A 21,576-nucleotide genomic window follows, 5' to 3' on the forward strand; every position below is an offset into this window, starting at 1 on the left:
TTCATACTCATAATTTTATGCGCAGTAAGCTGCTGCAGAAAGTCTAGCTCCACGCGCCCAATCAGCCGCCTTCATAGCTTTTTTACCTTGAGCTTTAACCTCAATAAGCTCCAAAGCCTCAGTTGCAGTACCAACCCAAACATTATGTTTTCCAACAAAAAGCTCACCAGGCGACAACTGGCCAGATTTTGGAGTATTAACATTATTGGAATCAGCAATCGCAGACTTCAACACATGTAAAGTAGTGGAATTCTCCTCATTTTTAGAATCTTCGCGCATAATGCACCAAGCACCCGGATTAGGAGTACAAGCACGAATCTGGCGGTCAACCGCAAAAGCAGGAGCATCAAAACGAATATGCGCATCTTCAACAGTGATTTTATCAGCAAGCTCGAATGCAGACTGATCCTGCTCAACAGGAACAATGCTACCCGAGTACATTCCTTGAAGCGAAGCAGCTAGCAGAGAAGCACCGTCGTGAGAAAGTCTAGTAAGTAAATCACCAGAAGTTTCATGCTCACCAATGCTCGTAGTCATTTGAGAAAGAATAGGACCGCAATCCATGCCGCGCGTTATGCGAAAAACAGTAGCGCCCGTAATATCATCTCCTGCCCAAATTGCGCGCTGCACAGGAGCAGCACCACGCCACTGCGGAAGAAGCGAAAAATGAAGATTATACCAGCCAAGCGGCAAAGCATCTAAAACATTCTGGCGCAGAATCTTGCCATAAGCCACAACAGCGGCAGCTTCAGCACCAGTCGCTTTAAGAGATGCTATACAAGAATCCTCATCACTAGGATTGCACTCAAGTACAGGCAAACCCAGCTCAAGAGCAGCTTTCTTTACAGCACTCGGCATTAGCTTCCTACCACGACCAGTTGGAGCATCAGGTCGAGTAAGTACAGCTTTAACATCGAAGTGCTCATGATCTTCAGCCAAAGCTCTAAGAGACGGCACTGCAACTTCAGGAGTTCCAGCAAAAAGTAACGACAAAACCATACTTACTACCCCAATTACACATATAAACTATCTTAAAGATTGAAACAGTCACTCAGCTCAACTAATCACTCAGCTCAACTAATCACTCAGCGCAACTAATTAGAAGATCACAACTAATTAGAAAAAGCATCCTTCAATTTTCCGAAGAATCCCTTACGATCTTCACTCTGCTTAGGAACAGGACGCTGTTTAGGAGCTTTAACAGAAGCGTCATGTAATTTAGCAAACTGTTCCATAAGAGAACGCTCATTTTCATTAAGTTTCGTAGGAGTTTCCACAATAATATGCGCAACAATATTTCCTCGCGAATCAGAACGCAATTTCGTTACGCCAAGATTACTAATAGTAACAGTATCCTCACTTTGGCAACCTGCAGGAATAATAATCTTTTTAACACCATCGAAAGTATCAATCTCAGTTTCATGACCAAGAACAGCCCAAGTCATTGGCACATCGATCCAACAATGCAAATCATCGCCTTCTCGAGTAAACTGCTTATCTTTACGAATATGAATATCCACATACAAGTCGCCAGCTGGGCCACCACATTCTCCAACAGCGCCCTGGGAAGCTAAACGCAATCTTGAATCATCATGGATTCCAGCAGGAATATTAACACCAACTTCGCGTACAGTACGCACACGGCCGTGACCCATGCAATTTTGGCAAACATGCTCAATAACATCGCCATGACCTTCGCAACGTTCGCAAGGCATTGACGAAACCATTTGGCCGAGCATAGTTCGAACCACTTTCTGGCAAAAACCAGAACCATTACATTGCTTACATGTTACAGGCTTACTACCGTCGGAAGAACCAGAACCATTACAATCCTTGCACACACCAAAAGTAGTTACACGCACGCGAGCATTTCCGCCAAAAATAGCGGTTTTTAAATCTATATTAGTCTCAGTAAGCGCATCTGCACCCGGCTGTACGCGAGAAACAGGACCTTGAGATTCGCCAAACGAACCACCGAAGAACTGGCTGAAAATATCACCCATTCCCATGTTCGAAAACGTACTAGAACCAGCTCCAGCACCTGCAGACGGATTATTAGGATCTACACCCATATCTACCATACGACGCTTTTCTGGATTTGAAAGAACATCGTACGCAGCATTCACTTCTTTAAATTTATCTTCAAATTCAGGACCTGCAATATCAGGATGATACTTGCGACTCATCTTTCGATACGCCTTGCGAATATCATCTTCGCTTGCGTCATGATCAACACCAAGAATCTTATAATAATCAGTCACTTAATATTCCCTCATAAAACCTGTATTTTATTAATAAACTCCAACTATTGTGCCATAAGGCACAGTCAGTAGAATGCCGCTAGTTTAAGTATTTATAAATATACAAAAACTAGCGAGTCTTAGATATAAAAGCATTCAAATACTTAGCAACCGCTTTTACAGCACCCATTGTAGCAACATAATCCATATGCTGCGGACCAATCGAACCGATAAAAGCAACTGGAGAAGACGCATGCGAGTCAGAAATCACATCACAAGTCGCATTAATCTCACTAACTTCAGAATTACCATCAGAACCACTTATATCTGAACCGCTTATATCTGAACCATACCCATATCCGCTAGTTACAATCGAAGCGTTAAGCAAGCCAGGAGTATGCGTTTCTGAACCGATAGCAACACTTACTCCATTTGCGCAATCACTAGCCTCCTCACTTAAAGAAGTCATGAGGCGCATAATCACAGCCTGCTCTTCAAGAGCATCAAAAAGCGAAGCAAAATCAGTCATAGTCTGCCTATGAGCAAGCTGAGAAGCACCAGCAACGTACAAGTCGTGCGCATGCTCACCATTATGCATATCATCAAGCGCATCTGCCAAACCACAAATAAGCGCATCAACAGTACGGTTAGAAACATAATCAGCAGTAGCGTAATTAGTTACGCAAGAAGACGGAGCACAAGAAGACTTTACGTAAGAAAGAGAATATGATTCACAATATTTAGATGAGTCAGAATGAACTGTAGCAGAAAGAGCGCGAATCTTACGGGCGGCAATCTTTAAGGAACAACCCACGGAAACCTCATTAACAAGAGCAATAACCTTATAAAGATCTTCTGCACAAATAGAACCAACTTGCAACATATGCTGTGCAACGCCGCCAGTATCAGTAATCACAACAACAAGAAGCGTAGTAGTAGAAACTTGTACAATCTCAATATGCCGAACAGTTGCACGAGAAAGAGCAGGAGAAGCAACCAGCGCAACCTGTCCTGTAATACTTGCAAGAAGTTTTGCAGAACGCTGTAATGTATCTTGTAAACTAACAGAACCGCTCAAAAAACTACGTATTGCACGCCTTTGAGCTTCAGAAAGAGGAATAACCGCAGCTAAACCATCAACAAAATAACGGTAACCTTTTTCTGTAGGAATCCTACCGGCTGAAGTGTGAGGTTGAACTAAGTAACCTTCTTCTTCCAAAGCAGACATGTCATTACGAATAGTTGCAGAACTTACACCAAGATTATGATTTTTTGCTAACGAAGCAGAACCTACAGGCTCCTTAGATTTTATATAATCTTCAACAACTGCACGGAGTACCATCATGCGTCTTGACTGCATCAATTCACCTCTCATGTAATTCCGTGTACGGTAGAGCTTAGAAAAACAAGCTTCTTACATGTTACACAACATTTTCTATTGTAGTCTTTTTCACAATCACTCAACAGCACATAAACGCAAACTTTTGACACACTTTGTAACATATTCGTCGCATATGAAAGATAGGATTGAAGGGCAATGAGAGGGTAAAAAGCCAGCGTAAGCTGTGCTTAAAACCCGGATTATTGGAAGGAAAGTAGATCACATGACCGATTTCAACTGGTCTGCATTAGACGAGCGCGCCGTAAAAATGGCGAAGGTTCTCTCGGCTGATGCTGTTGAGCGAGCAGGACACGGACATCCTGGCTCCCCTGTTTCATTGGCACCAATTGCGTACACCCTGTACCAGCACTTCATTAAGCACGATCCTGCTGACCCAAAGTGGGCTGGCCGCGATCGTTTTATTCTTTCTGGCGGTCACGCTTCGCTTACGCAATACGTGCAGTTGTTCTTCTCTGGTTACGGCTTGACTCTTGACGATCTCAAGTATTTCCGTGGCGGCGCTGACACGCGTACTCCAGGCCATCCAGAGTATGGCTTAACCCCAGGCATCGAAATAACAACTGGTCCTCTTGGCCAGGGTCTTGCTTCTGCTGTTGGTTTCGCTTACGGCCAGCGTTTTGAGCGCGGTCTTCTTGACCCAGAAGCTCCAGCTGGTACTTCCCCATTCGATCACAAGGTTTGGGTTATCTGCGGCGAAGGCGACGTTGAGGAAGGTGTTTCTTCTGAAGCTGCTTCCTTGGCTGGAAACCAGAAGCTCGGCAATTTAACCGTAATCTTCGATGCAAACCACATTCAGATTGAAGGCGACACTAAGCTCACCTTCTCTGAAGATATTCTTGCTCGTTACCGTGCATACGGTTGGTACACCGATGAAGTTAGCTTCATCCAGCCAGACGGCTCCTACAAGGAAGACGTTCAGGCTTTGGCTGCTGCTATCGAAAAGGCTCAGGAAGTTACCGATAAGCCTCACTTCATTAAGGTTAATACTTTGATTGCTTGGCCAACCCCAGGCAAGACCAACAACGAAGCTTCCCACGGCTCTAAGCTTGGTGAAGAAGCTGTTAAGGGCTTGAAGGAACTTTGCGGTTTCGACCCAGAAGTTTCCTTCCCAATCGACGAAGAAGCTTTGGCTCATGCTCGCAAGGTTGCAGAGCGCGGATTGGCTGCTCACAAGGCTTGGGATGAAGCTCTTGCAAAGTGGGCTGCTGCCAACCCAGATAAGGCTGCTCTCTACGAGCGCATTAAGGCTGGCAAGCTTCCTGAAGGCTTCGACAAGGCTATTGACGACTTGGTTGCTGGCTTCGAAGTTGGCTCTAAGGTTGCTACCCGTAAGGCTTCCGGCGCAGTTCTTAACGCAATTGCTGCTGTTATGCCAGAACTTTGGGGTGGTTCCGCTGATTTGGGCGGCTCCAACAACACCAACATTAAGGGTGCTGACTCCTTCGGCCCATCCGAGGATGCAACTCGCACTTGGCCAAACGTTTCCGAGTACGGTCGTCAGCTTCACTTCGGTGTGCGTGAGTTCGCAATGGGTGCTATTACCAACGGTATTTTGCTTGGTTCTGACACTCGCCCATTCAACGGCACCTTCTTCCAGTTCTCTGACTACGAGCGCCCAGCAGTTCGCTTGGCTGCTTTGATGGAGATTCCAAACCTCTACGTTTGGACCCACGATTCCGTAGCCTTGGGCGAAGATGGTCCAACTCACCAGCCAATCGAACACTTGGCTGCTTTCCGCGCTATTCCTCAGCTTGAGGTTGTGCGCCCTGCAGATGAGTATGAGACTGCTGAAGCTTACCGCTACTTCTTCGAGAAGAAGAACAGCTACCCAACTGCCATGATTTTGACTCGCCAGGGTGTTCCAACTCTCGCTGAGACTGCTGAAAAGGCTCGCGAAGGCGTGAAGCACGGCGCTTACGTTTTGGTTGATTGCGAAGGCACTCCAGACGTAATCATCATGGCAACCGGTTCCGAAGTTCAGTGGGCTGTTGCCGGCGCCAAGACTTTGGCTGCAGAAGGCGTTAAGGCTCGCGTTCTTTCCATGCCATCTCTCGAGTGGTTCGAAGAGCAGGACGAAGAGTACAAGGAAGCAATCTTGCCAAAGTCCGTCAAGGCTCGCGTTTCCATCGAAGCTGGCTTGGCATTGCCTTGGTACAAGTATCTTGGCGATTGCGGCAAGGCTGTTTCTATCGAACAGTACGGCTTGCAGGGTGACGGCGGTCAGAACATGATCGACTTGGGCATTACTGCTGAGCACGTAGTAGAAGCTGCTAAGGCTTCTATCGAAGAAGCTCGCGCTTAAGATAGAAAGTAAGCAAAATAAAGCTTGATGTATCAAAATAAAATTGATTCATCGCAAAACTAGAAGTGCTAATTTAGCTACTTCACAGGAAACAGCGATGGCGTGTTGATGCCGAGCTACCGTTGGTTCTGCATCAACCGCTGTTTCTTGTAAAAACGCCAAAATACCGACGTGCCCCAATTGGTGGAGCACAGTGTTAAGGAGATAACATGACTGAAGCAACGCAGCGCACCAGCGATTCCGGCGTTTCTATTTGGTTGGACGATTTGTCCCGTACCCGCATTGAATCCGGTTCTTTGCAGGATTTGATTGCTAATAAGAATGTTGTTGGCGTTACCACCAACCCATCCATCTTCCAGAAGGCTTTGAGCCAGGTTGGCCCATACGATGCACAGCTTAAGGAACTCGGCAAGGTTGATGTCGAAACCGCTATCCGCGAGTTGACCACCACCGATGTTCGTAACGCAACCGATATCTTCCGCGAGATTGCTGAAAAGACTGATTTCGTTGACGGCCGCGTTTCCATCGAAGTTGATCCACGCTTGGCTCACGATACTGCTAACACTGAGAAGCAGGCTGAAGAGCTTTGGGCAAAGGTTGATCGTCCAAACGTTATGATCAAGATTCCTGCAACTTTGGAAGGTCTTCCAGCTATCACCGCTACCCTCGCTAAGGGTATTTCCGTGAATGTAACCTTGATCTTCTCCCTCGAGCGCTACGAGCAGGTTATTGACGCCTTCATCGAAGGTATCGCTCAGGCAGATGCTAACGGCCACGACTTGAAGCACATTGGTTCCGTAGCTTCCTTCTTCGTCTCCCGCGTTGATAGCGCTGTTGACAAGCTCCTCGAAGCTAACGGCTCCGATGAAGCTAAGGCTCTTGAAGGCAAGGCTGCTGTTGCTAACGCTCGCTTGGCTTACGAACTCTTCGAGAAGAAGTTCGCATCTGACCCACGTTGGGCTGCTCTTGAAGCTAAGGGCGCAAAGAAGCAGCGTCCTCTTTGGGCTTCTACCGGCACCAAGAACGCAACTTACTCCGATTGCAAGTATGTTGACGAGTTGGTTGCTGAGCATGTTGTTAACACCATGCCAGAGAAGACTTTGAACGCTCTTGCTGATCACGGCAACGGTGCTCCTTCCGTTAAGGGTACTTACGAAGAGAGCCACGCTGTTATGAACAAGCTTGCTGAGCTTGGCATCAACATCAAGGACGTTACCGACAAGCTTGAGGCTGACGGTGTTGCCGCCTTCATCAAGTCTTGGGATTCCGTGATTGCTGACGTGCAGTCCGGCATCGATCGCGTAAACGCCTGATTTGATTAAATCATTAAATAAATAACAGAAGCCGCACATGTTCGTGGATTAATTCACACATGTGCGGCTTTTGTTATTGTGCAGTTCTTATTGTGCGGTTTGCGTCCAAAAAAAAAACAAGAAAACGTCCGTAAATTTTGCGAACACGTCCGTATTTTGTAGAACGCATCCGATTTACTGATATTTACGTCCGATTTGCACTTTTCGGACACGCACGCAGTACAGTTACTGCGCGAGTATCTGATTTTACCCATTTTCGGACATTCGCGCAGTACACTTACGGCACGAATGTCCGAAAAATAAGTGCCACTCTACAGCCTAGTAATGTTTAATTAATTCTTTTTTTGAGAGTTACCATATTGAATCATATCGTTAACGCTATCCCTGCTAATCAAAAGTATAACGCGACAATATTTAGATCCATCGATTTTAGAACTAACGTTTGCAAACACACCTGGATTATATACCCAACCGCACTTATCAGAAGGGCTATATCTCATGAATATTCCGTAGTCTCCATGAAAATAATAACCTGCGTATTCCTTCTTCTTATCATAAAAATCTTTAGATACTTTTAACTGATCTTTTAAAGCAGGATCATTCGGATCAATAGAATTAGCTAAACAGCTTACTTTATTAGCAAAGTCATCAAAAGACGAGAAATTATTCTTTATATAAATATCTTCCTTATTATATAAAGGCTCCTTAGAAAGCTCGGTTATACCACAATTATTAGCAACTAAACTAATATTATTAGCTACATTGTTCTTAACACTATTACTGTCTGAGCCACAGCTGCACAAACACATTACAGCAGCAACTGCAGAAACAGATGCAACTATTCTCTTAAACATGCTAAAATAACTCCTTTTACAACAAATAAAAATCAACTTCTAGTTACCTCTTATAAGAGACTCCTCTTAGAAGATAAAATGTTAAACATGTTAACACTAATAGCGTTTAACTTAATTCCTTTATAAGGATGTGTCATTATTACATACGAACGTCCAACATAATTAATGAACGAGATGTCATTTTCCTTAAAGTATTCATTAAGATTATCAGGACTGTAATTACTGAATGTTTTCTCTACTTTAGAAGCTAATTCGAAAGCTTTAGGATCATCCGGATTTAATTCTCGAATAACACAAGGAATAACTTTAGTCAAAGAATGCAATATACGACTACTATTTTCTCTAGAATACGTATACTCACCACCATATTCAGATGAACTAGGATCATCTACGTATTCTTTGGTAGAAGGAAGTGCAGTATGTTCCAAATATTCAGAGTAACTAGTATCATCTACATGTTCTTGGGTAGAAAGTGTAAAATGTCCCAAATATCCAGGTAAGACTTGCCATTCAGGGATATTGCATGCAATAGCTGCCTCCCTAATAGTTACATTTTTAGAATGGTTAGCGCCATTGTTAACAGAACCCATAGCAGTTCCACCAGTTTGAGCAGACTCTCCACACGCACTCAAACCACACATGCAACTGAGCAATACAGTCAAACAGCTAGAAACAATCCTATACTTACGTTTCACTTCATACTCCTTATCACTACTTAACGCTAAGTGATGCCACTTCGCACTACTTAACGCTAAGTGATGCCACTTCGCACTACTTAACGCTAAGTGATGCCACTTCGCACTACTTAACGCTACCTTGCAATATTTCAAAATATTTCTCAATATTTATTTCAGACTATTCAATCGATCAAGATTTAACTTGTTAAAATCTTCTTTATTCATAATAAAAATATAATTATAACAATGTGCCTCATCGGAATTGCCACTGCACTTCACTAAAGGAGATGACCAGTAGTAGTACTCTTCAGGATCATCATTGTATTGATCAATTGCAACAACATCCGAATTTAAATATCTAAAAGAACCTGCCCCTGTTGTGTACATATTATCTTGATTTGCAGTAGAAATATTAGATTTTAGCAAGCACAACTTAGTTTTATTAAAATCATTAATCGTTTTAAAACCATTAATAATCGCCATGTCATATTTAGAAAATACAGGGTCTTTTACAACCTTTAATCCACACTCTGCAGCTAACGACTTAATAGGATCCCCCGACGTACTCGAAGAATTTATTTTATCCTTATTCTCACCGCAGCCAGATAAACCTGTTAAGGCTATTGATAAAGATACTGCAAAATATATAAATTTTTTTGCTCTACTCATAACTGCTAACAACTCCATTATTTATACATATAAAATCTAATAATCAATGTCTGATGCCGATATTATGAAATACGAACTAACTCAATAATATTTCTGACATCAAACGGATGATTTGCTAATAAAAAAAATGCTTATTTAAGTTTTACTATTTTTATACCCTCGTAAGTAGGATATACGTAATAAGTGTTACCCAAATATGGTGGCATATATTTGTCATAGTTTTCAAAATTAACAGAAAGAGTTCTGATATCTAAAGATTCTAGTTTATCGCTAAATTTTTCTGCAACTGGGTCTCCAGGATTAACATTTTTTATAGCACAGGCATAATCTTTCTTAAATTTCTCTCCAGAAGCATCTTGGTCTCCATCTATAAGAACTGCATCAAAGAGATAGTCATTTTCATCAGAGTTCAATTGCTTAAAGTTGCATTTTTTAGCTACTTCTTTAAGAGATATAGTTTCTGGTGAATTCTTACTACCAGCGTCATTAGAAACGGAAGAGCCACTTGCAGGATCCGAAGCATTAGTAGATTCAAAACCACCGTTAGCAGGCATATCACTAGCAGAAGGCTCACCACACGCGCTCAAACCACACATGCAACTGAGCAATACAGTCAAACAGCTAGAAACAATCCTATACTTACGTTTCACCTTCACACTCCTTATCACTACTTAACGCTAAGTGGTGCCACTTCACACTACTTAACGCTACCTTGCAATATTTCGCAATATTTAAAAACATCACAAAGCAAAATTTTCTCTCAACACTTACAAATATACTCCAATAGCTCCGTAACAGCTATAGCGCACTTGCCTTAAAAACTAAAGAAACAGACACGCGCGCAGTACGATTTCTGCACAAATAACACTCGATGCAGTTTATTCATTGCTGGCACAGTTTGTCTTTTGTAGATGCGGAAGTATGAGAACGTGCCTAACGCAATTTCTTTGTCGCTTGCTTAAAATTGTCGAAAACACCAAACCATTTGGTGAAATAAACAAAAAGCAAGCCTAAACTGTCAAAAACACCAAATCATCTGATGAAATAAACAAAAAGCAAGCCCAAACTGTCGAAAACACCAAATCGACCGATGTTTTCGACAGTTTCTATCAACTGAGTAAGCGCACACGACAACCTGCTTTCACCCAGTAACAGCGTGTGAAAAAGATCCGTACGATTTTGATAATTTCAATAAACCGCTAGAGTAATTCGTTTTGAAGCCAGCTAGCAACGCCATCGTCGTTGTTAGAAGCGCAAACATCGTCCGCAATAGCAAGAAGCCGTGGATTACTATTCACCACTGCTACCCCGTATCCTCCGGCACGGAACATGTCAATATCGATAATATCGTCGCCAAAAACAACAGTTCTACTAGGCTTTACGCTCAAACGCTCACAAATAACATTCAACGCGTGTCCCTTGTTTGCAAGAGGATTTGTAAGCATCCACAAAACATCTTCGCTAATATGCAAGGAAAAATCGTCTGGAAGAGCACTCTGCAAACGCAATTTTTCACTATCTCGCGGAACAATAATTATTTTGTCTGCAATACCATCTGGAATATCGCGAAAATCAGTGCGAATAAAATTACTTGACTTCCACAATGTATGTAAATCGAAATTAGTGTATCGAATATCATTCATAACAATACCTATGCGTAACGTAGGTATTGCGCAAAGTAGACTCAAGCAAACTTCACAAGCGCGCTTTGAAGAAAAACCAAATCGAACTACTGAATCAGACTGATTTTGAGAAGCCAAAACAGATTCGCTTGAATTGTTAGCATCAAAATCTATTAGCGCACCATTCAAATAAGCGCAAACGTCAGCATTAAGAGACTTTATTATGTTAAGAGCAGCACAAACTGGACGAGCAGTAATAATAGCAAAAGGAACTCGAGTTTTTCTTTTAACTTCAGAAACAGCATCAATAGTTTGCTGAGTTAAAAACCTATTCTCGAAAGCGTCTGCATCATGCAGCATCGTGCCATCCAAATCCGCTACTATAAGAGACGGACTGAACATCAACATTAGCGCACCACTTTTTACAAAAAAGCGCGGCCGAAACCGCACTATTTAAAAACAATCTTAAATCAATGAGAACTTAGTCATCAAATTCAGAGCCACAATCACAGCAACCCAGATGAGTGCAATAATCACAGTCCATCGATTCAAATTCTTTTCTGCAACACCAGAGCTACCGGCATTCTTGGTTAAACCGCCACCGAACATGTCGGAAAGGCCGCCGCCCTTGCCCTTGTGCATCAAAATCAACAAAGTGAGCAAAATGCTAGTAAGCACAAGCAGCACCTGCAAAATAATTTTTACAGTGGACACAACCAACCTCCTGTTTTACAGTACTTTAAGTAGCTTAGTAAAAGCCTTTGACTACCGACACATATCAACATTAATTTACTGAGCGGCTGCAGCAAGACGCACAATATTAGCAAACTCATCAGCATCAAGTGAAGCACCGCCGACCAAAAATCCGTCAACATCAGGCTCAACAATTAAGCTGGCTGCATTAGATGAAGTAACAGATCCACCGTAAAGAATACGAATTTTATCTGATACTGCATTTCCAAAAGTATCACGTAAATCTTCACGAATAGCTGACGCTGCCTCTTGAGCGGATTGAGCAGTTGCAACCATACCCGTACCGATAGCCCAAACAGGCTCGTATGCAATAATCAAACGCTCTGCTTGCTTTGCGTCTAAATCGCGCGTTACGTCATGAACTTGACCTACGGCAAAATCTAAAGCAATTCCCTGCTGACGCTCCTTAAGGCTTTCACCAACACAAAGAATAGGCTGCATTCCAGCTGCGAGCACAGCACGAACCTCATCTACAATATTTGCGTCATCTTCAGGATGATATTTTCTGCGCTCAGAATGACCAACAATAACCATTGAGCAGCCCAGACTTGCAAGCATATCTGCAGACACGTCTCCAGTAAAAGCTCCCTGCGCTGTTACAGAAACAGTTTGTGCACCGTATTTTATACTAAGCTTATCTGATTCAATTAAGACTTGTACGCTACGAATTGAAGTAAAAGGCGGCATAATAGCTACGTCACAATTAGAATAGTTGAAATGCGATTCGCGAAGTTTCCAAGCGAATTTTTGTACAAAATAAGTAGCTTCACGATGGTCGAAATTCATTTTCCAATTACCGACCACTAAAGCAGTTCGATTGGATCTCATGATCATCCTTCTTACTTCAAACTAAACTAAGTACGTAACTTCTACCTTATGATATTTACTTATACTATTTCTTTAAGCTACTTCTTTGAGCTACTTTCAGCGCGCTTAATTTAAATTGTGCCGACTCATTTCGATAAGCATTACGCAAATCTCCATAAGCCGGCACAATCTTAAATAGCAAATTATATTAATTAATTTAATTAACTAACTAATTAACTAATTTTTAGATTTAGACTACTCGCCTAATTGCTACTTACTCAAGTACGCTCAAGCCTGGAAGAGTCTTACCCTCCAAGAATTCGAGGGAAGCGCCACCGCCAGTGGAAATGTGCGAGAAACCATCTTCTGAGAAGCCAAGGTTGCGAACTGCAGAAGCAGAATCACCACCGCCAACGATAGTGAAAGTGCCGTTCTTAGTGGCATCAACTAAGCCTTGTGCTACAGCGCGAGTACCAGCTGCAAACTCTGGAACCTCGAACACACCCATAGGACCATTCCAAACAACAGTCTTAGAATCAACAATCTTGTCGTGGAAAATCTTCTGAGAATCAGGGCCAATATCCAAGCCCATCTTGTCTGCAGGAATAGCGTCTGCTGGAACTACTTCTGGAGCAACTGGAGTGTCTCCTGCTGGGAAGCCAGCGTTCACAACAATATCAGTTGGAAGAACAAGCTCAACGCCATTCTTCTTAGCGGTTTCAATGTATCCCTTAACTTTCTCGAGCTGATCTTCCTCGAGCAAAGAAGTACCAACTTCGTGACCCAAAGCCTTGAGGAATGTGAACACCATACCGCCGCCAATAACAAGACGATCAGCCTTAGAAAGCAAGTTTTCGATAACGCCGAGCTTGTCGGAAACCTTTGAACCGCCAAGCACGACAGTCAAAGGACGCTCTGGGTTTTCAGTTGCGCGAGAAAGTGCCTTAACTTCCTTCTCAACAAGCAAACCTGCAGCAGCTGGAAGATCGGCAGCAACATCGTAATTTGAACCCTGAGCGCGGTGCACAACGCCGAAGCCGTCGGAAACAAACACGTCACCAAGAGAAGCAATCTTCTTGGCATATTCAGCACGCTCAGCCTCATTCTTGCTGGTTTCTTCAGCGTTGAAACGAACGTTTTCAAGCAAAACAACATCACCATTGTTCATGGCAGCAACCTTAGCTTGAGCATCCTCTCCATAAGTGTCTGCAGCTAAAGCAACATTAACGCCAAGAAGTTCACCCAAACGAGCAGCAACTGGAGCTAAGGAAAGCTCTGGAACAACCTGACCCTTTGGACGACCAAGATGAGCCATTAAAATCACCTTAGCACCTTGCTCACGCAAAGCCTTAATGGTTGGTAAAGCAGCACGAATACGACCATCATCAGTGATAGTCGTTCCCTTAAGAGGAACGTTAAAATCTGCACGAACTAAAACGCGCTTGCCGCTCAAATCTCCCAAATCTTTAAGTGTCTTCATTGGTATCCTTTCCAAAACATGCTGGCTAATTTTAGACATACATCGCTAAATCAAGCCTAGAATGTCAATACATGCCACGCGCAATTGTATCGCATAACTATAACATCTCATAAATTTTAAAAATGGCGCTGAAAGCTGAGAAAAGTCAGCACTTCAACGCCAAAGATTTATAAAAGATTTATAAAAGATTTATATTACTTTTGCAACTACTTCCGTAATTACGCTCGCAACTACTTCCGCAATTACATTCGCGATTTTTCAACTTTTGCAGAAAGCTGAAGAAGTCTACGAATTCGACCGGCAATAGCATCCTTCGTAATAGGAGGATCTGCTAAGTGACCAAGCTCCTCTAAGCTTGCGTCACTGTGTTCCAAACGCAAACGACCTGCCATAAGCAGATTATCTGGAATGTCATCACCCAAAATTTCGAAAGCGTGACGTACTTTTTCGCAAGCTTCAGCAGCAGCCTTCGCACTACGACGCATATTAGCATCATCAAAGTTTGCTAGACGATTAGCTTTTCCGCGAGCTTCTCCATCAGAACGCTTACCAGTCCATTCACGAGCAGAGCGAGGAGCACCAATCAAATTAAGCATGCGCTCGATGGCATCTGAATCTCGCAAAGTAACTCGCTCAGAGCTTCTAACCTGTCGAACTTTGGCAGTAATACCCAATCGCGCTGCCATAGCTTGCAAAGCGTTAGCTGCTTCATGAGTTGGGCAAACGACTTCCAAATAACTAGCTTTGCCTGGATCGGAAATAGCACCGTGTGCCAAAAATGCTCCACGCCATGCGGCTTTAACTTGCGCAATACTTCCGCCGACAATCTCAGGAGCGAGTCCTGCAACAATACGCATTCTGCGGTCAAGAAGGCCGGCTTGAAGCGCAAGAGCAGCTGCACCTCTATCAACTAGAACATCATATCTAACTACAGTTCCTGTAGGCGTTTGACGCGAGATTTGAGATACTGTAGCTTCGCGCTGGAAGTGTGAGCGTATAACAGCAACAAGCCAGTCCGCAGCAGACTGTGAGTCAAATTGTGCGCGGATAACGGCCTGATTATTTACTGGACGCAAACCGCCTCCAAAACGCATCATCGCTGCCGCTTGAGCCATAATGACAGTCGGGAGCTCATTATCGTTCGAAACGAGTTCGTTTTTGACGTCGTCAAGAAGAGCCAAGGGACAACCTCCTACTTTTGTTCTTCTTCAAGTATGCGTGTTGGATTCGTAGTTGATGCGCAAAACATCGACATGCTCGGCTTTCTGTGATACCGAATGCGCTGGACATTTTACATAGCTATCAAAACTTTTACGACCTATATTGTAGTTCACGTGCGGATACTGTAACTTGCAAACCGTGTAATCTAAGCCGCCTTGCAAGTTCTATACTAGCCGCTACAGAACGATGTTGACCTCCTGTACATCCTACAGCAATGGTCACATAATGTTTATCTTCTTTTGCAAATCCATCTATAGCAGTTAGTAAAGCCTTTTCGTACGAGTCAAGAAAAGCTTTAGCTGAAGGATTTGATAGCACGTAATCACTTACAGCTTTATCTCTTCCCGTTAATTCTCTAAGCTCTGGAACCCAGTACGGATTTGGCAAAAATCTCATATCAGCTACAAAATCAGCATCAATTGGCATTCCATATTTGAATCCGAAACTGAAAATGTGTACTGAAACTGTTGATGATCCTTTCCCAAGAAGAGCCTCATAAAGTTTAGTTGAAAGCTGGTGAATACTAAGAGATGAAGTATCTATGATAATATCTGCGCAATCTTTCAAATGTCCAAGAAGCTCTCGCTCTTCTCGAATTCCGTCGATAAGTCTACCACCGCGTTGCAATGGATGCGGCCTACGAACAGACTCGTAACGTTTTATGAGCACAGAATCAGATGCATCTAAGAAAAGTATGCGAGTCTTCACACCAAGATCATCAATATGCCCTAAAACTGCGAATAAATCATCAAAATATCCTCTTGAGCGCACATCTATAACGGCAGCTAACTTATGTACTTTAGAGCCTGAAGAAGTCATCATGTCTACAAGAGGAATAAGAAGTTTTGGAGGTAGATTATCAATTACATACCAGCCCATATCTTCTAACGCGTTGGCAGCATGCGAGCGCCCAGCTCCGCTCATTCCAGTGATTAGCATTACTTCGAAATCGCTTGTTTGATTTAAGTCATTTAAGTCTTTTAAGTTACTTAAATTACTTGAATCAGCATTTGTTACGCTTGTTGCGTTCGTCTTGTTTGTTTTCAAAGTTGCTTTTAATTTTTCACTTGGCTTTTTGCTAACATCATGCTGCTTACTAGCGTTCATAATGCCTCCTGTAATGCCTTTCGCATGCAACTACTTAAGCAATCGTAATCTGTAGCCTTGTCAGAATCATCTTCAGAATTATCTTCAGAATTATCTTCAGAATGCCTGTAATCAAACGTCATAAGCTTTACTTGTTCTAAAGCTTGATACAAAAGCATTTCTTCTCCGCCAATTCCGCATCCGTACTGTCTCCATACGTTAAGCAAAGCACTTGGACGCGGATCGTAAACTACGTCAAGCAATGTTCCTAATTTTTTTAATCCCTGATTTTGGCAGTATGCTTTTAGCGCTACTGCTAACCCATCTGCTACGTGCGCTGGAACAGTGCTAATTACTATATCCGCTTCTGCTATTGCGCAAATTGCGTCTGTTGAGCTTAGAGATTTCAAAATGAGAGATTTATCACATTCTGATAATTTTTCTGCACTGCGCTCAGCGAATTTTGAAAATACTTCTTCGCTTATTGTAGGAAATTCGATACCGCTTACCGGTTTTTCTATGCGTCTTTTATTGGGAAAATCATCGCAATATTTTTGAGCAAGATTATTAAAACGTTCAACGCCTTTTATTTCAACGCCTTTTATAGTCCCACTATTCGCTACTCTCGCAACAACTTGCACCTTTTCAAGTTTTGAGATTTGCGCAATCTCAATCAAAGCTGCCATAGCAGAAGATGCAGTATTTCCGCTGCCAATAATAACAGCTTTTTTTACTTCACATACGCTTTTCTGTAATGCTCTCCTAAACGTTTCTACTATGCCTCTTACGTCTGTGTTATACAGTTCGATTTGCGATTTTAAAGCAGTTTCTGGGTTGCTTATAAAAACTGCCGTATTTGCCACGTTAAGCGCGCTTGACCAGTAATCGCAAGATGTTCCGAGTTCCATTACCGTTTTTTTAAGCGGCATAGTAAGACTTAAGCCTTTCCAAGATTCATCTAAGTTACGAATAAAATTATCTAACTCAGTTTCGCTTACTTTTTTCTTGCAATATTGCCAATTTGTAAGTCCTAGAGCTTTATAAGCCGCGTTGTGCAATACGGGAGACAACGAATGCGCAATCGGATCTCCTAAAACTGCGCAATTGTATATTTTTGACATAATCACTCCTCAGTACGCTAGTAAGTCTTTTGGATCAACACAAAAACGTAATTCTCCAGCAGCTCGTGTTGCTATGTGATGAGCTACTTCTTTTAGCAAACGATCCACTAATTCCTGCCTCCACGAAAGCGGAACTCTTACTACTGCTTTTACGCGATCGTCAAGTTCATCAAAATGCTGATAATTATCCGTAACAGGCGGATGCATAGGAACAACACCTAAAAGTGGTGGTATAACAATTGATTCTGCGCGAGAATTTTTTACGGAAGACTCAGAATCATCAGCACTAATGTCTATAGAAATCATCGGCAAAATTGCTGAAAATTGCGAGGACACTTCTTCATTGCTTTTCACGCTTTTATTTTCGTTTCCATGTGAATTTTCCTTTGCGCTAGGAATTGCACCAATATTGTGTAGTGCTTTCATTACAGCGTCACGCGCTCCCCACACGCATGCAGCACAAACGCTAGGAGGAAGACCTGCCTGACCTCGTTCATTAATTTCACGAGAGGCAAGTAAAGAAGGATTCCATGTAGAAAGAGTTTGTGCACACGACGAATATGTTTCTCCGATAAGAAGTACACTTCCGTCACGAGATTTTGGAGCACACAATGCTGCTGCGCGCATCCAAGCGTTAAGAGTATCTATTCTTGCATCGAGTCCTGTAGAATAAAGACTATTCCAAGCGTCTAGTATTGCAACAGTTTTATATTCTCCGGTAAAGCAATATGATTCTGCAGAAGATGAACTTTTTGAAGCGCTATTTTTCTGATTTGTAGATTTAACTCTCGGCTCTGCTCCAGGAGTTGCAACAACTATTACCGGCTTTTCTTCAATAACTTCGATAATACCGCCTGGCTGGTGAGGCGAAGATAGCAAAACTGGAACGTTTCTAAATAATCCTCTTAATTCTTGGGCAGTTCCAGCAGCACCAACTCTAAGCGCACGTATGCGATTAGAACCGCAATTAGCACAAGTCCAATCTAATGCACTAGCTCCACACCATTTGCATCGTGGAGAATTAATTTCGCTTATATCCAAAGGCCCCGTGCAGCGTTTACAGCGAGCCTGCGCGTGACAGTGTTCGCAAGATGCTGCCTGAGTTACTCCATCAGCCGGTATGGAAAGAAGAACAGGATACCCTTCATCTAAAGATTTACGTATAACCCGCACAGCAGTATGCGGAACCCTAGACCCAATGCTAGAGTCTGCAAGTCTTATAAGAGCCTCACGATTAAGTACACGAACCCAAGAAGAAGATTGCTTTCTTATGCTACTAAGTGGAGCAATAAGAGTACTTTTACCGCTTACTTGACTAAATTTAGAAGGCGAAAACTCGCTTTGAATTTCCCACTGACTTACAGCGCTTCTCATATAAGACATTGACACAAAAACACCATTGTGTGTTTTTGCTCTAAGCTTCATAACACCGCGAGCTTGAGCGTAAGGAACCATCCCATCCGCATACTGGTATGCGCAATCTTCAACAATAACGAATAGCGCGTTGCCTTCTACAGGAGCATACATAGCTGCTCTAGTACCAAGAACGCAGGAAACTAGACCTTGCGCAACTGCTTTCCAAGATCTATACCTGTCTGCTGGAGAATCTGCTGCGCAAAGACGCGCAACATCTCCTGAGAAAACTCCTTGAGTAGGAGACTTTTTATACGGTTTTAAACCAAATTCCATAAGCGCACGCATAAGATCATTTACTTCGCGCAATGTTGGTAAAACTACGCAAGCTTTTCGCCCAGAACTAATGGCTGTTGTAATAATCCAAGCTAAATCTTGAGCCCATCTAAAAGATCCAGGAAGAGCATCTACTACAAATGATTTTGCGTAAGTACTCGCGTTTTGCAGAAAACTTTCCGACGATCCTATTCTATTTTCATAAGAAACTTTCTGTAACGCTTCTTTAAGCGCATTAACGTTACTATATGATGCTTCCATTCGAGCGTCGGTTGTGAACTTAACTTTTTCAGAGCCGTCGAAAACTGTTTCTGAATTGTACTCTCTGAGTTTTTTAGATAGCAAAGATAACGATGATTTGCTTCTTAAAGCATGAATCGAATCTAAAATTTGCTCTTTATCTACGCTAGCTACTCTAGGCGGTATTGCTAGGCGAATAATATTTGCAGGAGTGCCACCGTACGCTTCAGCAATAGCGCAAATATCATTACGCATTGAATTAGACACAATTGAGCCGCCTGGAAGCACGCGATCTATAAATTTTAGAGCAGATTTTGGAGTACTCGTTTTATCAGATCTTCCCCAAATAATTCCGTTAACTCTACTCGCACCAAATTTTACGCGAACTAAACTTCCAGGTTGCGCAATCTCATCTTGCGATTGCGATACTAGATAGTCGAAAGTTTTTCCCAAGTGTAAAGCTTGAACGTCAAGCATTATATGCGCAATAGGATTAGAAGCAGCAATAGAAGTTTGCACAGTTTTTCTGCTGCGTTTAGCTTTTCTTTCTAAACCGTCTAATGATGGTTGCTCAAGCATTAACACATCCTTACTAGCAAACAATTCTTACGCAAAACTTACGAAAATAATTTCAGAAAATTATTTCAATAAACTATTTTCGCAAATTAGAATGCAAATTTTTTAAAGCTTCTTTTACTTCTTCTACTCGATTAAGCTTTTCCCACGGAAACTCAATATCCTTTCGACCAAAATGACCGTAAGCTGCAGTTTTTGCGTATATTGGTCGCAATAAATCAAGCTCGTCAATAATAGCTGCAGGACGTAAATCAAAAACTTTACGAACAACCGCAGCAATATCTGAACGAGTAACTCCAGAGGCCTCAGTACCAAACGTTTCAACGTTTACGCTTACAGGATCAGCAACACCAATAGCATACGCAACCTGCACTTCAGCTTTACTAGCTAATCCTGCTGCAACAATGTTTTTTGCAACCCAACGTGCAGCATAAGCAGCAGAACGGTCAACCTTGCTAGGATCTTTTCCAGAAAAAGCGCCGCCGCCATGATGAGCAGCACCACCGTAAGTATCAACAATAATTTTCCTACCAGTAAGACCAGAATCAGCTGCAGGACCTCCTAAAACAAAAGAACCAGTTGGGTTTACAAGCATCCTGTAATTATTGTGCTTTACAGACTCTCCTAAAACTTCTTTCAATACCGGCTCAACAACATTATTTACAAGCTGATCTTCTAGCCAATCGTGATTAACTTGAGGATCATGCTGAGTTGAAATAAGAACAGTATCTAATCGCTTAGGTTTTCCATTCTCGTCGTATTCAATAGTTACTTGAGTTTTGCCATCCGGACGCAAGTGCGAAACTGTACCGTTTTTACGCACTAAAGAAAGCTGCTGCGCTAAACGGTGAGCTAAGTAAATTGGAAGAGGCATGTACGCGTCAGTTTCGTTACAAGCGTAGCCGAACATAACACCTTGATCTCCAGCACCTTGCGAAGCGTAACGCTCTTGCCTAGAAGCAGCACTTTCATGCGACTCATCTAATCTTGAAACACCTTGATTAATCTCAGCACTCTGCTCAGTAAGAGATACCATTACTCCGCAAGAGTTAGCGTCAAGGCCTACAGATGAACTGTTGTAACCAACTTCGTTAACAACTTTTCTAACTATGCCTGGAATATCAGTGTAAACTTCGCCTCGAACCTCACCAAAAACAACAAATTGGCCAACGCAAGCGCAAACTTCAACAGCAACATGAGAATGTGAATCTTGACGAAGCATATCGTCTAAAATAGCGTCCGCAATTTGATCACAAAGCTTATCCGGATGACCTTCTGTAACAGATTCTGCAGAAATCAGTCTCGGCTCAATACGATTATGCTCTGCTGCAGTTTCTACGCTATTTTCGTTTATCTCACTTTTCACACATTCCGCCATGCTTGCCCCATTTGCAAAAATAATTAAAGTAATATTCAAAAGTAAATAAAACAGTTGTAACTGACATACTACTATCGACTATGCAACAAACACGAAACTGTTTTACAAAATACTTGGATTATGCACAAAATCAAGTATCGGAAGAT

The 21,576-nt window shown here is 42.5% G+C and carries 17 protein-coding genes and 1 pseudogene; 2 read left to right on the forward strand and 16 right to left on the reverse strand.

Annotated features, from left to right (window positions below):
* Positions 1–15: 15 nt before the first annotated feature.
* From fmt to hrcA, 3 genes are all read right to left on the reverse strand, one after another.
* Positions 16–999, reverse strand: a complete 984-nt coding sequence (fmt, locus tag ACPFYS_RS01260) for a methionyl-tRNA formyltransferase (protein ID WP_427877122.1) — start codon at positions 997–999, stop codon at positions 16–18.
* A 113-nt stretch (positions 1,000–1,112) separates the two neighbouring features.
* Positions 1,113–2,261: a molecular chaperone DnaJ gene (gene dnaJ / locus ACPFYS_RS01265; protein ID WP_427877124.1), complete on the reverse strand. Its 1,149-nt coding sequence runs from the start codon at positions 2,259–2,261 to the stop codon at positions 1,113–1,115.
* 109 nt (positions 2,262–2,370) lie between these two features.
* Positions 2,371–3,585, reverse strand: a complete 1,215-nt coding sequence (hrcA, locus tag ACPFYS_RS01270) for a heat-inducible transcriptional repressor HrcA (RefSeq protein WP_427877559.1) — start codon at positions 3,583–3,585, stop codon at positions 2,371–2,373.
* Positions 3,586–3,844: 259 nt separating this feature from the next.
* Between hrcA and tkt the strand changes: the two genes are divergently transcribed.
* Both tkt and tal read left to right on the forward strand, forming a co-directional pair.
* Complete coding sequence (gene tkt, locus ACPFYS_RS01275; RefSeq protein WP_427877126.1) at positions 3,845–5,944, forward strand: transketolase; 2,100 nt, start codon at positions 3,845–3,847, stop codon at positions 5,942–5,944.
* Between the two features lie 209 nt (positions 5,945–6,153).
* Positions 6,154–7,257, forward strand: a complete 1,104-nt coding sequence (gene tal, locus ACPFYS_RS01280; protein ID WP_427877128.1) for a transaldolase — start codon at positions 6,154–6,156, stop codon at positions 7,255–7,257.
* A gap of 332 nt (positions 7,258–7,589) precedes the next feature.
* On the opposite strand, the gene ACPFYS_RS01285 is transcribed toward tal, so the two are convergent.
* From ACPFYS_RS01285 to metK, 13 genes and pseudogenes are all read right to left on the reverse strand, one after another.
* On the reverse strand, positions 7,590–8,111 hold the full coding sequence (locus ACPFYS_RS01285) for a hypothetical protein (RefSeq protein WP_427877130.1): 522 nt from the start codon (positions 8,109–8,111) through the stop codon (positions 7,590–7,592).
* A 50-nt stretch (positions 8,112–8,161) separates the two neighbouring features.
* A complete protein-coding gene (locus ACPFYS_RS01290) occupies positions 8,162–8,941 on the reverse strand; it encodes a hypothetical protein (protein WP_427877132.1) in 780 nt (259 codons plus the stop codon).
* Positions 8,942–8,956: 15 nt separating this feature from the next.
* A complete protein-coding gene (locus ACPFYS_RS01295) occupies positions 8,957–9,457 on the reverse strand; it encodes a hypothetical protein (protein ID WP_427877133.1) in 501 nt (166 codons plus the stop codon).
* 131 nt (positions 9,458–9,588) lie between these two features.
* Entirely contained in the window at positions 9,589–10,107 is a 519-nt protein-coding gene (locus ACPFYS_RS01300; RefSeq protein ID WP_427877135.1) for a hypothetical protein, read from the reverse strand.
* A gap of 549 nt (positions 10,108–10,656) precedes the next feature.
* A complete protein-coding gene (locus tag ACPFYS_RS01305; protein ID WP_427877137.1) occupies positions 10,657–11,487 on the reverse strand; it encodes an HAD hydrolase family protein in 831 nt (276 codons plus the stop codon).
* A 57-nt stretch (positions 11,488–11,544) separates the two neighbouring features.
* On the reverse strand, positions 11,545–11,793 hold the full coding sequence (secG, locus tag ACPFYS_RS01310) for a preprotein translocase subunit SecG (RefSeq protein ID WP_004119067.1): 249 nt from the start codon (positions 11,791–11,793) through the stop codon (positions 11,545–11,547).
* Between the two features lie 75 nt (positions 11,794–11,868).
* Positions 11,869–12,660, reverse strand: coding sequence for a triose-phosphate isomerase (gene tpiA, locus ACPFYS_RS01315; RefSeq protein ID WP_427877139.1), 792 nt, complete (start codon positions 12,658–12,660; stop codon positions 11,869–11,871).
* 253 nt (positions 12,661–12,913) lie between these two features.
* On the reverse strand, positions 12,914–14,119 hold the full coding sequence (locus ACPFYS_RS01320; RefSeq protein WP_427877141.1) for a phosphoglycerate kinase: 1,206 nt from the start codon (positions 14,117–14,119) through the stop codon (positions 12,914–12,916).
* A 242-nt stretch (positions 14,120–14,361) separates the two neighbouring features.
* Positions 14,362–15,300, reverse strand: a complete 939-nt coding sequence (gene whiA / locus ACPFYS_RS01325) for a DNA-binding protein WhiA (protein ID WP_427877143.1) — start codon at positions 15,298–15,300, stop codon at positions 14,362–14,364.
* A 130-nt stretch (positions 15,301–15,430) separates the two neighbouring features.
* Positions 15,431–16,291, reverse strand: a pseudogene (rapZ, locus tag ACPFYS_RS01330) (RNase adapter RapZ); the annotation flags it as partial.
* Positions 16,292–16,443: 152 nt separating this feature from the next.
* Positions 16,444–17,547: a shikimate dehydrogenase family protein gene (locus tag ACPFYS_RS01335; RefSeq protein ID WP_427877145.1), complete on the reverse strand. Its 1,104-nt coding sequence runs from the start codon at positions 17,545–17,547 to the stop codon at positions 16,444–16,446.
* A gap of 9 nt (positions 17,548–17,556) precedes the next feature.
* Complete coding sequence (locus ACPFYS_RS01340; RefSeq protein WP_427877147.1) at positions 17,557–20,055, reverse strand: primosomal protein N'; 2,499 nt, start codon at positions 20,053–20,055, stop codon at positions 17,557–17,559.
* Positions 20,056–20,128: 73 nt separating this feature from the next.
* Positions 20,129–21,430 (reverse strand): methionine adenosyltransferase, encoded by a 1,302-nt coding sequence (gene metK, locus ACPFYS_RS01345; RefSeq protein WP_427877149.1) that lies wholly within the window; start codon positions 21,428–21,430, stop codon positions 20,129–20,131.
* Positions 21,431–21,576: the final 146 nt, after the last annotated feature.

The organism is Gardnerella sp. 2492 (assembly GCF_050320365.1).
Classification (GTDB): Bacteria; Actinomycetota; Actinomycetes; order Actinomycetales; family Bifidobacteriaceae; genus Bifidobacterium.

What these genes read in the sequence shown, in the direction of transcription:
- fmt (WP_427877122.1), bottom strand. Translation starts at nt 999, where the DNA reads ATGGTTTTGTCGTTACTTTTTGCTGGAACTCCTGAAGTTGCAGTGCCG.
- hrcA (WP_427877559.1), bottom strand. Translation starts at nt 3,585, where the DNA reads ATGATGGTACTCCGTGCAGTTGTTGAAGATTATATAAAATCTAAGGAG.
- tkt (WP_427877126.1), top strand. Translation starts at nt 3,845, where the DNA reads ATGACCGATTTCAACTGGTCTGCATTAGACGAGCGCGCCGTAAAAATG.
- tal (WP_427877128.1), top strand. Translation starts at nt 6,154, where the DNA reads ATGACTGAAGCAACGCAGCGCACCAGCGATTCCGGCGTTTCTATTTGG.
- ACPFYS_RS01285 (WP_427877130.1), bottom strand. Translation starts at nt 8,111, where the DNA reads ATGTTTAAGAGAATAGTTGCATCTGTTTCTGCAGTTGCTGCTGTAATG.
- ACPFYS_RS01295 (WP_427877133.1), bottom strand. Translation starts at nt 9,457, where the DNA reads ATGAGTAGAGCAAAAAAATTTATATATTTTGCAGTATCTTTATCAATA.
- ACPFYS_RS01305 (WP_427877137.1), bottom strand. Translation starts at nt 11,487, where the DNA reads ATGTTGATGTTCAGTCCGTCTCTTATAGTAGCGGATTTGGATGGCACG.
- tpiA (WP_427877139.1), bottom strand. Translation starts at nt 12,660, where the DNA reads ATGAGATCCAATCGAACTGCTTTAGTGGTCGGTAATTGGAAAATGAAT.
- ACPFYS_RS01320 (WP_427877141.1), bottom strand. Translation starts at nt 14,119, where the DNA reads ATGAAGACACTTAAAGATTTGGGAGATTTGAGCGGCAAGCGCGTTTTA.
- ACPFYS_RS01335 (WP_427877145.1), bottom strand. Translation starts at nt 17,547, where the DNA reads ATGTCAAAAATATACAATTGCGCAGTTTTAGGAGATCCGATTGCGCAT.
- ACPFYS_RS01340 (WP_427877147.1), bottom strand. Translation starts at nt 20,055, where the DNA reads ATGCTTGAGCAACCATCATTAGACGGTTTAGAAAGAAAAGCTAAACGC.
- metK (WP_427877149.1), bottom strand. Translation starts at nt 21,430, where the DNA reads ATGGCGGAATGTGTGAAAAGTGAGATAAACGAAAATAGCGTAGAAACT.